Genomic DNA, 15,360 nt, shown 5'->3' with positions numbered 1-15,360 from the left:
CATCCCAGGACCTCCGTACTCTCCACCGAATGCGCACGTCACAGCCTCCTCCCCGGTGCGGCGGACCGCACCGGGGAGGCACACCCAAAGGAAAAGACTTCAGAAAAAGATGCCCTAACGGGCAGCCCGCTCCTTCTCGTCCGCCGCGCCGCCCGCGCCGACCAGACCCGTCTGGGTCCCCTTCGTCGCCAGCCTGGGTTCAAACCGGCGCATCTCGCGCTGGCCGACGGTGCCGATGAGGGCGGGCAGATAGCCACGGATGCTCTGCATGCCGCGCAGCCACCACTGGGCGTAGACATGGCTGCTACGGCGCTCGATACCGTCGACGATGCGGTCGACGGCCGGGCCCAGCGGGTACGTCCTGTTCGTCGGCCAGGGCAGCCGCTTGCGCAGGTCCCGCATCACGTCGTCCTGGTCAGCGCCGCGCACCATGTCCGTGTCGGTCCAGGAGAGGTAGCCGACGCCGACCCGTACACCCTTGTAGCCGACCTCGGCACGCAGGCTGTGCGCGAATGCCTCCACGCCCGACTTGGACGCGCAGTACGCCGACATCATCGGCGCCGGGGTGAGCGCGGCGAGGGAGGCGATCTGGAGGAAGTAGCCGCGGGACTCGACGAGTACGGGCAGGAAGGCCCGGCCCGTCACCGCGCCGCCGATCAGGTTGACCTCGATGACGCGGCGCCAGGCGACCGGGTCCGAGTCCATGAAGGGGCCGCCCGAGGCGACACCGGCGTTGGCGACGGCCACGTCGACCTTGCCGAACCGCTCCTTCACCTCCTGCGCCACCCGGGCCATCGCCTCGTGGTCGGTGACATCGGCGTGCCAGTAGTCCGACTCCGTACGCAGCGACTCGGAGACCTGCTTCAGTTCGTCGGGCTCCAGGCCGACGAGCGCGAGCTTCGCGCCTCTTGCCGCCAGCTTCCGCGCCAGCAGCTCGCCGACGCCCCGCGCCGCGCCGGTGACGACGACGACCTGCCCCTCAAGACTCCTGCGGCTCATGCGCACGCCTCCCTGTCCTTCTTGGACTTGGCATTGGCCTTCTTGGCCGTGGCTCCCTTGCCGTTGGCCCCGGCGGTTCCGTCAGCCCCGGCGGTCTCGGCGGTTCCGTCAGCCCCGGCGTCCTCGGCCGCACCGCCGACGAGGTGATCCCGCACCAGCCCGCTCAGCACGTCGCTCACGGCCTCCGGCGCCTCGGTCGGGGTCATGTGCCCCAGCCCGGTCAGCTCGTGCATCCCGACGCAGTCGGGCAGCGCGTCGCACAGCTCCCTGGCGTGCACGACCGGGGTCAGCCGGTCGGCGGTGCCGACGACGACCGCCGTCGGCGCGGCCAGGCCGGATATCTTCGCGGACAGGTCGAGATCGGCCAGCACGGCGCCCCACGCGGCCCGCACCCCGGAGGGGCAGGCGTGCACGATGCGCGCGACGACCTCGGTCTGCTCGGCCGAGGCACCCGGCCCCAGCGTCCCGTACTTCAGCGCCCGCTTGGTCAGCGGCGTGACCGGGCCGAGCGGCGCCCGCGAACCCAGCAGCAGCCGGTGCCCCACGGAGCGGGCGCGCACGGAGCGGAAGGGGAGTATGCGCGACTCGCCGAGCAGCCGTGCCGAACCCGTGCTGCACAGCATCAGCGCCGCCGCACGCTCCGTGAGCTGCCGCCTGCCCGCCGCCGCCATGATCGTCATGCCGCCCATGGAGTGGCCGCCTATGACGGCCCGTTCGCCGGGCTCCAGGGCCGCGTCCAGCACGGCGCACAGGTCGTCGGCGAGGGAGGCGGGGCTGTACGCGTAGGTCGTCGCGGCCGGTGAACGGCCGTGCCCGCGCTGGTCGTAGACGACGACCCGGTGCCCGTCGGCGGTCAGCCGGCGTATGACGGGCGCCCAGAACAGCGTCGAACAGGTCCAGCCGTGCGCGAGGACGACCGCCGGGTCGTCGGCGCGGCCGTGCACCTCCACGTGCAGCTTGGAGCCGTCCGGTGAGGTGACGGTCAGCTCGCGCGCGGGCGCGGGGTGCGCGTAGCGGCCCTCGGGCAGGCGCGCGGCCTGGGTCAGGCGTGCCATCAGCCCTCCTCCCCCGCGTGGAACGCGGCGGTGGACGCGCCGCGTCCTGCGCTGCCGGGCAGCACGGCCCGCGCGGAGGCGCCCGCGCCCGTCGAGGCGGCTCCGTCGGCCGGGGCCCGGACCACGTTGTACTCCTCCAGCCTGACCTCCTGCGTCACCTTGCGGAACTCCGCTGTGGTGCCGGGCCAGACGGTGGTGTTACGGCCGTTCGCGTCCAGGTACCAGCTGTCGCAGCCGGTGTTCCACACGGTGCGCTTCATGCGGTCCTGCATGTGGTCGTTCCAGGCGTCGACCGCCTCGGGGCGCGGGTCGAGCGCGACCTTGCCACCCAGGGTGTCGAGCTTCCTGACGTAGTCGACCATGTAGTTGAGCTGGGCCTCGATCATGAGGATCATCGAGCTGTTCCCGAGGCCCGTGTTGGGGCCGATGATCGTCATGAAGTTGGGGAAGCCGTCGGCCGTGCAGCCGCGCAGCCCCTTCATACCGTCCCGCCAGTGCTCCATCAGCGTCGTGCCGTCGGCGCCCTTGACGCGGTGCCCGATCGGCATGTCGGTGACGTGGAAGCCGGTGCCGAAGACAATCGCGTCGACCTCGGTTTCCGTGCCGTCGGAGGCGACGAGAGTGTTGCCGCGCACCTCCTTGAGGCCTGCGGCGACGACGTCCACATTGGGCTGCGCGAGCGCCGGGTAGTAGCTGTTGGACAGCAGGATGCGCTTGCAGCCGATGCGGTAGTCGGGGCTGAGCTTGCGGCGCAGCTCCGGGTCCTTGACCGCGCGCTTCATGTGGGCCGAGGCCAGCTTCTCGATGAGACCGAGCTGATTGGGATGTTTGGTGAACGCGCCCACCTGAAGCTCGCGGATGGTCCAGAGGATCTGACGGCGCAGCGCGCGACTCGCCGGGACCTTTGTGTGCAGCCAGCGTTCCAAACCCGAGATCTTGCGGTCGGCGCGCGGCATGACCCACGCGGGGGTGCGCTGGAAGAGCGTCAGATGGCCGACCTCGGGCTGGATCGCGGGCACGACCTGGATCGAGGAGGCGCCCGTACCGACGACGGCGACGCGCTTGCCGCGCAGGTCGTAGTCGTGGTCCCACTGCGCGGTGTGGAAGACCTTGCCCTCGAAACCGTCGAGCCCGGGGATGTCGGGCAGCTTCGGGTCGGAGAGCGGGCCCGTCGCGGAGACCACGAAGTCGGCGCTGAGGCGCTTGCCCTGGGCGGTCTCGATGTTCCAGTGCAGCTCCTCGGGGTCCCAGCTCATGAGCTGGACCTCGGAGTTGAACCGGAGGTGCTGCCGCAACCCGAAGGTGTCGGCCACCCGCTCCAGGTAGCGCCGGATGTGTTCCTGCCCGGAGAAGTTCCGGGGCCATTCGGGGTTTGGCGCGAAGGAGAAGGAATAGAGGTGCGAGGGGACGTCGCACGCACAGCCGGGATAGGTGTTGTCGTGCCAGGTCCCGCCGACCGCCTCCCGGCGTTCGAGGACCACGAAGTCCGTGATTCCGGCGCGACGCAGCCGTACGGCAGCCCCCAGGCCGCCGAATCCGGATCCGATCACCGCCACCCGTACGTGCTCATGCTCGCGCTCGGCCGCCATGCCGCCGCCTCCCGAGGGTCTGTTCGCCGCCTACGTACCGTGCCAGTGATTACTGGCACGATTGGGAGAGTAAGGCAGACGCATACTCATGGGTAGGGGTCTCGCGCGGGAAAGTTACCGCCGGTTCGCCCACGCGCCCTCCCGTAGTCCCGCGCGCACCCTCCGCCACCAGGAAGGGAGCGGGGATACGACGGACGGGAGCACGTGGGGGCGCCCCGGAATCCCGCTCACGCGGGGCTGACGGTGCGCGGGGGCGGCGGGGGGACGCGGGCCGCCGCTTAGGCTGGGCGGCGTGGGGATCGCAGACGAGCAGCAGCGACGGCAGCGGCAGCGGGCGGACGGGCCGGGGGCGGACGCACCAGACGCACCAGAGGCGAACGGGTCGGAGCGGCCTGGGGCGCAGCCCGAGCAGTCGGCACAGCCCGAGGCGTCGGCGCAGCCCGGACAGCCCGCGCAGCGCGAGTACCGTACGGCCGAGCTGGCGCGGGAGGCGGGCATCACCACCCGCACACTGCGGTTCTACAGGGAGCGCAAACTCCTGCCGCCGCCGCGCCGCGAAGGCCGCATCGCCTGGTACGACGAGCACCACCTCGCCCGCCTGCGCACCATCACGGGGCTCCTGTCACGCGGCCACACGCTCGGCGGGATCGCCGACCTCCTGGGCGCCTTCGAGAGCGGCCGGGACTCACGCGGCACGGCCGAACTCCTGGGCCTGGAGTCCGCGCTGACGACCCCGTTCTCCGAGGAGACGCAGGTCCGCCTCACCCCCGAGGAACTGGCCGACTACTTCCAGGGCGAGGTCACCCCGGAAAACCTCGCGACCTCACTGGACATCGGCTACGTAGCCGTCGACGGCGACGAGTTCGTCCACGTCAGCACCCGGCTGCTGAACGCGTCGGCCGAACTGGTCAGGAAGGGCGTGCCGCTCTCGGCCGTGCTGGCGGCGGGACGCGACCTGCGTGAGCGCACGGACTCCATCGCCGACATCTTCGCGGACATATTCCGCACGCATCTGCTCCCGAAGGAAGTCTCCGACGCCCCGACCCGCGCGGACGCGGACAACATCAACGACCTCCTGGAACGGCTCCAGCCCATCGCGAAGGAGATCGTGATGGCCGAACTGGGCATGTCCCTGGACCGCCGCGTCCGCGCCGAACTGGAGGACTGGCTCGACGCACAGGGGATGGGGACGGACGTGGCGGAGGGCGAACAGGAGGACTGAGGGGATCATGTTCGATCGGAAGCGAACATGATCCGAAGCTCTCACCAGTTTCTCCGAGCAGTTCTTGGCATCTCACGTGCCAGCTCTAGATCGCGGAACGCTCCCGTCTGTAACGTCACCCCCTCGCGTGTCAACACCGCGAGCCCGACACTCCCCCGTACGGACTCCAGGAGTACCGCTCGTGAACCGCAAGTTCATCCTCGCCGCGATATTCGGCTACGCCGTCCCCATCGTGGCGTTCACGGCCTCCTACGTGGCCTCCTTCGCCAGCGCGGCGAACACCACAAATGCAGACTGGATCATGCAGACCGTGCACGTCATCTGCGCCATGCTCATGCGGATGATGTGGTGACCGGCACCGGTACAGGGCGGTACAGACTTCAGGACCCCGTCTCCCCCAGCCCCCTCAAGAGCCCCCGCAGGGCCCCCTCTTCCGCCTCCGCGCCCAGGTCGCGGTAGAGCGCGAGCGCCTGTTCGCCGTAGGACCTCGCCTCCTCGATGCTGTGCGACGACAGCGAGGTCCTCGCGAGCCCCGCCAGCGCGTGCGCGGAGCCGAGCGGGAAGCCGATCTCGTGGGCCACCCGTCGCGCCTCTTCGTAGATCTCCATCGCGGTGGTGAACCTGCCCGACTCCCGCTGCACACCGGCGACGCCGATGAGCGCGCGCTGCCGCTCGTAGGCGTTCCCGGTGCGCCGGGCCACCTCCTCCGCCATGTTGAAGTGCAGCAGCGCCTCGCCCCTGCGGTTCATGTCCGCGTAGGCGGTGCCCAGGCTGATCAGCGTGTCCGCCTCGCCGCTGGTGTCGCAGCTCGCCCGGTAGCTGGCGAGGGCGCGGTGGAAGCAGCCGAGCGCCCGTTCCGTGTCGCCCGTCGCCCGGTGGACACCGCCGAGGTTGGTGTCGAGGATGGCGAGTTCCTGGCGTCCGCCGAAGTCGCGCACCAGCGTCAGGGAGCGCTCGTAGTATTCGCGGGCCCGCTCGTAGTGGCCCTCCAGCCACTGGATCTCGCCCAGGTTGTTCAGGGCCTGTGCCTGGCCGTGCGGGTCCCGGAGCGCCTCGCAGATGGCGAGCATGGCGAGGAAGCACTCGACGGCCGCCTCGTAGTCGCCCCCGTAGTGCAGCGCCACGCCCCGTACGTTGAGTGTCTCGGCCTCCCCATGGCGTGCCCCTGTGTCGCGGTAAAGGGCCAGGGCCTGGTCGAGGTCCCGTAACGCCGCCGTGCCCTGGCCGGCGGCCAGCCGGGCGCGGCCGGTCTGCAACAGCGCGTCGGCCCGGCCACGCGGGTCCCCGAGGGCGTCGAAGAGCGCCAGGGCCTCACGGGCGCAGCGCAGCGCCTCTTCGTGATGCCCCTGGGCGAGCACGTCGGCGCGCTCCACCAGGGTCTGCGCGAGCGCGCGGCGGTCGCCGCTCTCCCGTAAGGCGGCGACGGCGGCGCCGTGCAGCTCCGCCGCGACGTCCCATGCACCCCACAGCTTGAGCACCTGGGCCAGCACATGCGGGAAGAGCGCGGCGTAGGCGGCGTAGGCGGGGGCCTGGGCCGCTGCGGTACGGGCCACGGCGAGCAGGTTGGCGCGTTCCACCGCGAGCCAGACCAGTGCCTCGTCGCGGTCGGCGAACCCGGTGACGTACGCGGACTCCCGCTCGGCGCCCACGGGCAGTCTGCGGCGCTGTGGGTGGGCGAGGCGGTCCGCGCGGTCGGCGGCCGTGAGGAAGAGCGACAGCAGCCGCTGGAGGGCGTCACGGCAGCCGTCAGCGGGCTCGTCGCCCCGGCAGGCGCGGCGTCCGAAGGCGCGGGCGAGGTCGTGCAGCCGGTAGCGCCCTCGTACGGGCTCCTCCAGCAGATGGCGGTCGAGCAGTTCCTCCACCTCGCGGCGGGTCCTGGCGGTGTCCGTGCCCGCGAGCGCCGCGGCCCCGTCGAGGGTGAGATCGGGGCCCGGGTGCAGCGCGAGACGGCGGAACAGCCGCTGGGTGGACGTGTCGAGTCCGGCGTAGGAGAGCTGGAAGGCCGAGGCGACACCGTCGTCGAACTCGTCGAGAGTGTCGGGGGCCTGGTCGAGGAGGTCCACGAGGTGCTGGAGGTCCCAGGACTCGCGGTGCCGGAAGCGGCCCGCCAGGAGCTGGAGCGCCAGCGGGTGGCAGCCGCACGCCTCCACCAGCCTGCGCAGCGCGACGGTGTCGGACGCGCGGGAGGCGCCCGCGACGCGTGTGAAGAGCGTCGCCGCCTCGGACGCGGAGAGCACGTCCAGGTACAGCCAGGAGGCGCCGTCCAGCCCGGCGAGCCGGTTGCGGCTGGTCACGATCGCGCGGCAGGCGGCGGCCCCAGGGAGCAGCGGGGTCACCTGCTCGGCGTCGCGCGCGTTGTCCAGGATCAGCAGCACCCGGCGGCGTGCGGTCCACTCCCGCCAGCGGGAGGTCAGTTCGTCCAGCGAGTCGGGGAGTTCGTCGCCGCTCTGTCCGGCTCCGGCGGCGCGGAGCAGCGCTGCGAGGGCCTCGGCCGGTTCGTAGCGTGGCTGGGGGCTGTAGCCGCGCAGGTCGACGTAGAACTGCCCGTCCGGGTAGCGCGCGCTGAGCCGGTGCGCCGCGCGCAGGGCGAGAGCGGTCTTCCCGACGCCCGGCATGCCGTGGACGACGGTGAGCGGGAGCGCGGTGGCGTTGCCTACGGGGGCGTCGTTGCCTACGGGGGCAGCGGTTCCGGCCGGGGTGACGGTTGCTGCGGGAGCAACGGTTCGGGCGGAGTCGACAGTTGCTGCGGGAGCAACGGTTCCGGCTGGGTCCGGTCCTCGGGAGGCGGGCGGTACAGGGGAGGCGGGCGATACGGGAGTGTCGTCAGCGCCGTCGGCGTCGTCCAGGTCCGCGATGCCGACGGCGTGGGTGGCGTCGGACTCGGCGAGGAGCGTGGCCAGTTCGTCGGCGCGGCCGGTGAAGTGGCGGGTGTCGCGCGGAAGCGTGCTGGGGGCGGGGGGAGGCTCGGCCCGCCCCTCTTCGGCGGCGACGGGGGTGCCGGTCACCGTCCCCGGAGCCCCGTCGCCCTGGCCGTTCCCCAGCAGCGCGGGGTCCTGCTCCAGGATGCGGCAGTGCATCTCCCGTAACTCCGGGCCCGGTTCGATGCCCAGCTCCCTGCGCAGGCGCCGGTAGGTGTTCTGGTACAGCGCGAGTGCCTCGACGTGTCGGCCCGACCGGTAGAGGGCCAGCATCAGGGCCGCCGTGATCTGCTGGGCGAGGGGGTTCTCGGCGGCCAGTTCGTGGAGTTCGCCGATGAGGTCGGCGTGCCGCCCCATCTCCAGCTCCAGCCGGATCCGCGCCTCCCTGACCCGCAGGTGGTCCTCGTTCAGCCGGGCGCGCGCCGAGTCGGCCCAGCCGCCGGTGAACTCGGCGAACGGCTGCCCCCTCCACAGCGCCTCGGCCGTGGTCAGCAGCCCCACGGCCAGCTCCCTGTCGCCCCGTCCCGCCGCCGCCTGGGCGTCGTTGCGCAGCCGCTGGAAGCGCAGCAGGTCCACGTCGTCCGAGTTGTCGACCCGCAGTTGGTAGAGGCGCGACGAGGGGTGCTCCACCCACGCGAGGCCGCCGACAGCCTGCCGCAGATGGCCCCGCAGCCGCGACAGGTAGCTGTGCAGCGTCTCCACGGCCGTGCGCGGCATCTCGTCGTCCCACACGCGTGCCATGAGGGCGTCCACGCTGACCGGTTCGCCCCGGGCGTGCAGCAGCACCGCCAGGACGCGGCGTTCCTTCACCGAGCCCAGCTCGTACTGCCGTCCCTCGTGCCACAGCTCAAGAGGCCCTAGCGCAAGAAGTTCCACCATTCCCCCCGGTGGTCCCGCGTCATCCCACCGCCTCGGTGGCGACCGCCGCACACCTGTGCGGCAGTCATCCCACTGTTGCCGCGCCCTTCGGGGGGCGGACAGCGGCGCACGGGCGCAAGGGGGGCGCAGGGTGCCGACGCAGGCTGAGTGCAAGCTTCCTGCAATCCGGCCATCCAATCCCCTGGGCAATCCTCGCCTCATCGGCCCGTCGACTCGTCCGGCGCGACGTACGACGCGTGACGCACGACGCGGTGCGGCGGACAGCGGACAGCGGACGACGGGCCCCGAGCACACACATGAACGGACCAAGAAGACAGATCAGATCCGGGGGAGTTCCATGAGCGTGACAGTGCCCGACGCCGCCTGGCGTCACGTACCACTGCGGCTGGACGTCGAACGGTGGGCCACCCGCCAAGTGCGCCGAAGGGTCCTCGCCGTCGTGCACACGGTGACGTCGGGGCAGCGGCTGCTCGAAGCGGTGCGGCTGCTGGAGGGGGAGACCAGGGTGCAGGTGGTCTTCACGGCCGCGCCCGACGTGTTCAGCCACGGCGTGGACGACTTCCTCGCCAGGATGAGGGCCCTGGTGCTGCCCTGGAGCCAGGCCGTGCAGACGGAGTTCGATCTGGCACTGGCCGCCAGCCATGGCGCGCTCCACGAACTGCACGCCCCCGTAGTCGTGCTGTCCCACGGCGCGGGCCACAACAAGTTCGTCCCGGCCCGCGCCCAGCACACCGCGAGGAAGCACACACCCAGGAAGCACGCCGCCAAGAAGGACGCGGCCCCCAAGAAGCGCACGGCGACACAACACGTCTCTACGGGGACACGCGTTCCCGAGGGGACACCGGCGCGCGATGTGTACGGTCTCAGCCGTCAGCGCCTGGTCAGGGACGGTGCCGTCATCCCCGAGGCCATCGTTCTGTCCCACCAGGAGGAACTGGCCCGCCTGGGACGCGAGTGCCCGGAGGCGCTGCCCGCGGCCGAGGTCGTCGGCGACCCCTGCTACGACCGGATCGCCGCGAGCCTGCCCTCCCGCGCCCTGTACCGGGAAGCACTCGACGTCGCACCAGGGCAGCAGCTCGTCCTCTTCTGCTCCACCTGGGGGCCCAGGTCGCTGCTGGGCCAGGACTGGGAACTCCTGGAGCGGCTGACGTCGGAACTGCCCCGCGAGGAGTACCGCGTCGCCGCCCTCCTCCACCCCAACGTCTGGAACACGCACGGCGAATGGCAGATCCGTAGCTGGCTGGCCGAACTGTGCAGGGCCGGGCTCGCCGTCGTCAGCCAGTACGCGGACTGGCGCGGTGCCCTCGTCGCGGGCGACTACATCGTGGGCGACCACGGGTCACTCTCGCTCTACGGCACGATGACGAGCGCCCCGGTCCTGATGACCGGCCACCCCGAGGCCGACGTGGACCCCGACTCGCCCCTTGCCGAGCTCTGCTCGTTCGCCTACCGCCTGCTGCCGGACCGGCCGCTGCGCAGGCAGCTCAACCGCAGCGCGGCGACGTACCGTCCGCGTCAGTACGAGCGCGTCGCCGCCCGGATCACCTCCGAGCCCGGACAGTTCGCCCGCAAGATGCGGCAGCTCATCTACCGGAAGCTGCGCCTGCGCGCCCCGTCCGCACGGCTGCGCACGGAACCCGCGCGACTGCCGCACACCCTGCCGTACGAGGGCTCCGGGGCGCTGTCGCCATGACGGGCGTGACGGGGACGCGGGTGTCCGTGCGGGTGACGGGCTGGGGCCGGGGGCCGGGACCCACGTTCCCGGGGTGCGCGTCCTGGGCGAGGGCAGGGGAGCCGCCCGTGGCGCTGGTCTTCGAGATGTCATCGACGGCCGCCGCGGTGGGCGCCCCCGGTGGGCGCCGGGGGAGCGGAACGGCACGGCACGTCCAAGTGGACGTCCACGCGGAGGTGCCCGGGGAGGCCCGTCAGGGGTACGAGTACGCGTCCCTCCGCGATCTGCACCTGCGCGCCGACGCGACGGTACCGGGGCCACCGCTGCCCCTCGCCGACGTCCTGGTGCGACGGGGAGGGAGCGCTCGGGAAGCGGCCGTGCTCCGCACCCGCCACCCGGGCGCCCTTGTCGTGGCGGTGTCCAGCGCTCAGCGCTGCTGGCTCCGGCTCGCCCCCGGTGTCGGCGACGGATACGAGCACGAGCGCGGCTGTGAACGCGCGGCCGAGGGCACCGCGCTGGAACTGCGCGCTTGCCCCGTGCCGGGGCTCTCCTGGGCGGCCTGGGCGTCGCTGGCCCACGCCTGGCTGGTGGCGGGCCTGCCCGCCGAGGGGCTGCGCACGGCTACGGGGCGCATCGTGCCGCCGCCCCGTCCCACGCCGCGCGAAAACGCCCCGGCACCGGGCGTCGCTCAGCCCCGGGAGCCTTCTCCCGGGCTTCCTGTACCTCCCGGGAAGGCTCCATGGAACCGGCCCTCTAGGGAGCCCCGGAATCGGCGTCGCCGCCCAGCTCCCTGAGCCGCTGCCCTACCGCCGACGCCGCTTCCGGACGGCCCGCCGTCGTGTACAGGGACTGCGCCTCCCTGTAGTGGTCCAAAGCGTGGACGGGACGGCCGCGTGCCTCGTCGAGTTCGGCGAGGGCCTGGTGGGAGCGGGCCGTCTCATAGTCGGCCCGCATCTCCCGCAGCGCGGCCAGCCCGTCCGACAGCCACCGCTCCGCCTCGTCCGTCTCCCCTCGCGCGAGGCAGGAGCGGCCGAGGAGTGTGGCGGCGCGCGCCGCGTTGTAGCGGTCGCCCTCCTCCGCCAGCGCGGCACGGGCGCGGCTCGCCTCGTCCCGCGCGCGGTCGGCCTCCCCCGTGCCGAGGGCGACGTCGGCCAGGTTCAGCCTGGCGAGGCCCGCAGCGCGGGCGTCGCCGAGCCGGGCCAGTCCCGCCGCCGCGCGCTCGAAGAGCTCCGCCGCCCGGCCGGGACGGCCCAGGCGCTGGTGCGCCAGGCCCCGGTAGTTGAGCGTACGGACGTGGCCCAGCGGGTCGCCGCTGTCCTCGAAGAGCCGCGAGGCACGGTCGAACATCTCCAGCGCGCGCTCGTGTGCGCCCGAGCCCAGTTCGCCGAGCCCCCCGGAGGTGAGCATGCGGCACTGGGCCACGGTGTCGCCCAGTTCCTCCGCCGCGGCGAGCCCTTCCTGGTGGGCCGTACGCCACTGCTCGTAGTGCTTGCGCCGCACGAACAGCGGCCACATGGCGTCGACGAGCTGCCAGCACACGGTGGGAAGCCCCAGGCACCGGGCCCTGCGCACCAGGGCCATCAGGTTGGGGAGTTCGCGCTCCAGCCAGTCGAGGGCGTCCTCGGGCTCGGGCCCGGGGTCGTCGGCGAGAACCGGGCCCTCTCCGTAGTCGCGCGCCAGGGTGCGGTGCTGCGGGTCGACGGTCTCCTCGGCGTGGGTCGCCGTCGCCAGGTAGTGGTCCGCCAGGCGGCGTTGGGCGGCGGCGCGCTGCTGCCGTGTCTCGTCCTCCTCGGCCTTCGCGTAGGCGTGCAGCCGTACGAGGTCGTGGAAGCGGTACCGCTCGTCCCCTGCGTCCACGAGGAGGTTCGCGTCGTGCAGGACGTCGAGCAGCCGCGCCGTACGCGTCTTCGCGCGACGCTCGCTCCCCCCGGGCTCCGCCAGCAGCGCGGCGGCGACTCCGGCGCCGAACTCGGGCCCCGGATGCAGCCCCAGCAGCCGGTACAGGCGGGCGGCGTCCGCGGGTAGGCCGTGGTACGAGAGGTCGAGTGCAGCGAGCACGTTGTGGTCGCCCTCGATCGCGAGCCCCTCCAGGCGGTCACGTTCCTCTGACAGCGCCTGGACCATCGTCGTGATGCGCCGCAGCGGCCGAGCCGCCAGCCGGGCACCCGCCACCCGTACGGCCAACGGCAGCCCCGCGCACAGGTCCACCAGCGCGCGGGCCTCTTCCAGTTGCGCGGCGACCCGGCCGTCGGCCAGCGTGTCCGCCAGCAGCTCGACGGCGGCCTCCGTGGGCATCGGCTCCAGGTGCAGCGGATGGCTGCCGTCCACCGTCAGCCCGGACAGCCGCCACCGGCTGGTGACCACCACCACGTTCCCGCCGCCGGGCAGCAGCGGCCGGACCTGGGCAGCGGTCGCCGCGTCGTCGAGCAGGACCACCAGCCGACGGTCCATGGTCAGCGAGCGGAACAGCGCCGAGCGCTCGGCGAAGTCCACCGGTACCCGCGGACCCGGCACTCCGAGCCCCCGCAGGAAGTGCCCCAGCACCTCGGCGGGGTCGGCCGTGCCCGCGCCGCCCGCCGCCTGGGCGCCGAGGTCCGCGTAAAGCTGCCCACCGGGGAAGTGGGGGCGCAAAGTGTGTAACCAGGAGAGCGCCACAGCCGTCTTGCCGACGCCGCCCAGGCCGCTGACCGTGGCCAGCACGGGGTGCCCCTCCCGCGCGGCGCGGGCGCGGTGCCGCTCCAGGGCCCGTAGCTCGTCCGACCTGTCCGTCAGGTGCACCGTGGGCGGCAACTGCCACGGCACGTGCTCCCGCGGGTCCGGAGCCGACCACACGTGGACGCCGCCGTGCACGGTCCCCGCCTGGACGCTGGGGCCGTACACGACGCCGCTCAGCTCGTTGGACCCGCTTGTCACGCCGGACCCGCCCGGTCCATCGGGCCCACCCGGCCCGTCGGACCCGCTCGGCCCGTCGGACCCGCTCAGCCCGTCGGACCCGCTTGGCTCGCGTTCCCGCACCCGTCCCCCTCCGAAGGCGAGAGAAAGCACCAGTCTTCGGTGCCATCCTTTCCGCCCCGCCCTGGGCTACCCGCCTTCGGGGCGTGACGTGCCTCTCCAGTGCCACCCGAGGGCCGTCGCGTGTGACGAACATGTCAAATCTTCGCCACCCGCGGCGGCCTGCACACCTCACCGCCGTGCCCGACTGGCCCTCTTCAGCAGGCACCCGATGACCGAAACGGTCGAGCCGGGACCTCTGCCGGGCGCCCGCTCCTCGCGTGCGGACGCCTCGCCGAAGCGGACGAGGCAGACGAGACGGAAAGGGGACACGCCCAAACCCCGGTGCCCGCACCTCAGCCAATCCAGTCAGTTTCGGCCCGGTTCAATCCCCTTCCGCAGCAGGCCGCGTGGAGCTTCCAGGGAACCGGCATTGTTGACAGAAGGGCAGTGGCAGTTGAACTCTTAGTGGAGTAAATCTGTCGTGGAGTGGCGGGAGATCTCCTGCCGGGCTTTCCTGGGAGGCCGAGATATGCGGATTGCGCCACCCGGGCCGGGACCGGTTCGCTGGTCACCAGCGCGGCACCACAACGGATGACAGCCCATTGAAGCTTTCGGGCGACGTTCACATACCGGACTCACTTGATCCGTACGGAACCCATGGGTGCGCAGACCACTTGCAGCGCGGCAGGTGCTATCCCCACGCTTTCCGGGATCAAAGCGGAAGGCGCTCACATGGCTAACTCGATCAATCGATCGCATGGGGAAACCCAGACCCAGGAAAGAAATGGGATCGATCTGGAGAGGGGGCCTGCGGCGCCCGTCACTGGTGACGAGGAACAACCCGATGCGAGCGCGGACAAGAGCAGCCGCTGGGACATACCCAAGAAGTTCACCCTGACCGGCACCATGACCTCGGTGTCCTACGGCTATGCGCGGGACAAACGCATTTGGAAAGCGATCGGATTCGGTCTGCTCTCCGCCCACAGCGCGGAAAAAGCGGCGGAAAGCTGGCCCAAGGACCCCGAGTCAGCCGCGACAAGTGTGGTCAATACGCTCGGTACCGCTGTGTGGTCGGCCGGGATCGGGACCGGCAACCGGATCGCGCAGACCGTGGGCCCGGCCATCAATTTCACCGCGAATATCACCTCTGCGGCGCTTCGCTACCACCAGGGCAAGGAAGGATGGGGGAGAGAGCTGATCGATGCGGCCGAGATGGCCGCATTCACGGGCGCAGGTTACACGGAGCATCCTGTGGCTCGCACGCTCGCATTCGGAAGTGCTTCGCTGGGGTTCTTTGTAGACGCCACGAAGGACAAGGCTCTCGTGGCGCATGGAATCGGCGCAGGCGCGTGGGCTGTCGGAGCCGCGCTGAAAAGCGACACGGTCCAGGCCGTTGGGGCGGGAGTAGTGGCGGCTGCGGAAGCCGCGCGGCTCGCCTACCCCCTGTACGAGAAATACGCGCAGAAGCCCGCGTCCGAAGCAGCTCCGCAACAGCCTGGTGTCGAGCTGGCCCCTTTGCAAAGTTCCGCCGTACAGAATTCCGCTGTACAGAGTTCCGCCCCCACCCCTGAGCCCCCGGCCCGGGCAGCCGCTCACCTCCCTCCCCCTCCGGGCGCGGCAGCGTCCAACTCGGTCGCCCCGTCAGCGCCCACCCCGGTGACGTCCGCGGTGCCGAGCCCCGTCACGTCGGCGGCCTCCACGCCCTTCGTATCGGCGCAATCCACCCCCATCCCGTCAAGGGCACCCAGCCCGGTCGCGCCCGAAGCACCCAGCCCCACCGCATCGGCGGCCTCCACCCCCTACGTATCGGCGCAATCCACCCCCATCCCGTCAAGGGCACCCAGCCCGGTCACGTCCGAAGCACGCAGCTCGATCGCGTCGCGGTACGCGCCGCCCACCCCCGAGTCCAGGCCACAGTCGGTACCTGGGGACACTTCCTCCCGGCCCAGCACTCCCCGAGCCTGGACGCCGGTTCCCGCACAGGCCGCCGCCATGCGCAGCAGGTGACCTCGCGTCGAGGCGACTCCCGCGA

General features: G+C 71.8%; 10 protein-coding genes. 4 read left to right on the top strand and 6 right to left on the bottom strand.

From position 1 onward, the window contains the following. Positions 1 to 114 precede the first annotated feature (114 nt). The 3 genes from ACWGJ2_RS13635 to ACWGJ2_RS13625 are packed head-to-tail and all read right to left on the bottom strand — an operon-like array spanning position 115 to position 3,643. Positions 115 to 999, bottom strand: a complete 885-nt coding sequence (locus ACWGJ2_RS13635; RefSeq protein WP_453346234.1) for an SDR family oxidoreductase — start codon at positions 997 to 999, stop codon at positions 115 to 117. Continuing rightward, positions 996 to 2,054 carry an alpha/beta fold hydrolase gene (locus ACWGJ2_RS13630; protein WP_453346233.1) on the bottom strand — a complete coding sequence of 353 codons (1,059 nt, stop codon included), beginning with the start codon at positions 2,052 to 2,054 and terminating at the stop codon, positions 996 to 998. The genes ACWGJ2_RS13635 and ACWGJ2_RS13630 overlap by 4 nt, the downstream gene beginning before the upstream one ends. Beyond that, positions 2,054 to 3,643 (bottom strand): flavin-containing monooxygenase, encoded by a 1,590-nt coding sequence (locus ACWGJ2_RS13625; RefSeq protein ID WP_453346232.1) that lies wholly within the window; start codon positions 3,641 to 3,643, stop codon positions 2,054 to 2,056. Before ACWGJ2_RS13625 ends, ACWGJ2_RS13630 begins: the two co-directional genes overlap by 1 nt. A 298-nt stretch (positions 3,644 to 3,941) precedes the next feature. On the opposite strand from ACWGJ2_RS13625, the gene ACWGJ2_RS13620 reads away from it, so the two are divergent. Together ACWGJ2_RS13620 and ACWGJ2_RS13615 are read left to right on the top strand one after the other, a co-directional pair. Then, positions 3,942 to 4,865 carry a MerR family transcriptional regulator gene (locus tag ACWGJ2_RS13620; protein WP_453346333.1) on the top strand — a complete coding sequence of 308 codons (924 nt, stop codon included), beginning with the start codon at positions 3,942 to 3,944 and terminating at the stop codon, positions 4,863 to 4,865. 181 nt (positions 4,866 to 5,046) lie between these two features. Beyond that, on the top strand, positions 5,047 to 5,217 hold the full coding sequence (locus tag ACWGJ2_RS13615) for a hypothetical protein (RefSeq protein WP_453346231.1): 171 nt from the start codon (positions 5,047 to 5,049) through the stop codon (positions 5,215 to 5,217). Positions 5,218 to 5,245: 28 nt separating this feature from the next. Here ACWGJ2_RS13615 and ACWGJ2_RS13610 read toward each other — a convergent pair whose 3' ends face one another. Further along, positions 5,246 to 8,662, bottom strand: coding sequence for an AfsR/SARP family transcriptional regulator (locus tag ACWGJ2_RS13610; protein WP_453346230.1), 3,417 nt, complete (start codon positions 8,660 to 8,662; stop codon positions 5,246 to 5,248). A 337-nt stretch (positions 8,663 to 8,999) separates the two neighbouring features. Between ACWGJ2_RS13610 and ACWGJ2_RS13605 the strand changes: the two genes are divergently transcribed. Further along, positions 9,000 to 10,355: a hypothetical protein gene (locus tag ACWGJ2_RS13605; protein WP_453346229.1), complete on the top strand. Its 1,356-nt coding sequence runs from the start codon at positions 9,000 to 9,002 to the stop codon at positions 10,353 to 10,355. Positions 10,356 to 10,483: 128 nt separating this feature from the next. Here the strand turns inward: ACWGJ2_RS13605 and ACWGJ2_RS13600 are convergent, their stop codons facing one another. Beyond that, entirely contained in the window at positions 10,484 to 10,813 is a 330-nt protein-coding gene (locus ACWGJ2_RS13600; protein WP_453346228.1) for a hypothetical protein, read from the bottom strand. A 274-nt stretch (positions 10,814 to 11,087) separates the two neighbouring features. After that, the gene (locus ACWGJ2_RS13595; protein ID WP_453346227.1) at positions 11,088 to 13,247 is read right to left on the bottom strand and encodes an ATP-binding protein; all 2,160 of its coding nucleotides are present in this window, start codon (positions 13,245 to 13,247) and stop codon (positions 11,088 to 11,090) included. 813 nt (positions 13,248 to 14,060) lie between these two features. Here ACWGJ2_RS13595 and ACWGJ2_RS13590 point away from each other — a divergent pair. Then, positions 14,061 to 15,335: a hypothetical protein gene (locus ACWGJ2_RS13590; RefSeq protein ID WP_453346226.1), complete on the top strand. Its 1,275-nt coding sequence runs from the start codon at positions 14,061 to 14,063 to the stop codon at positions 15,333 to 15,335. Positions 15,336 to 15,360: the final 25 nt, after the last annotated feature.

This window comes from Streptomyces sp. NPDC054796 (assembly GCF_053611545.1).
This window is presented reverse-complemented; position numbering and strand designations above follow the sequence as displayed.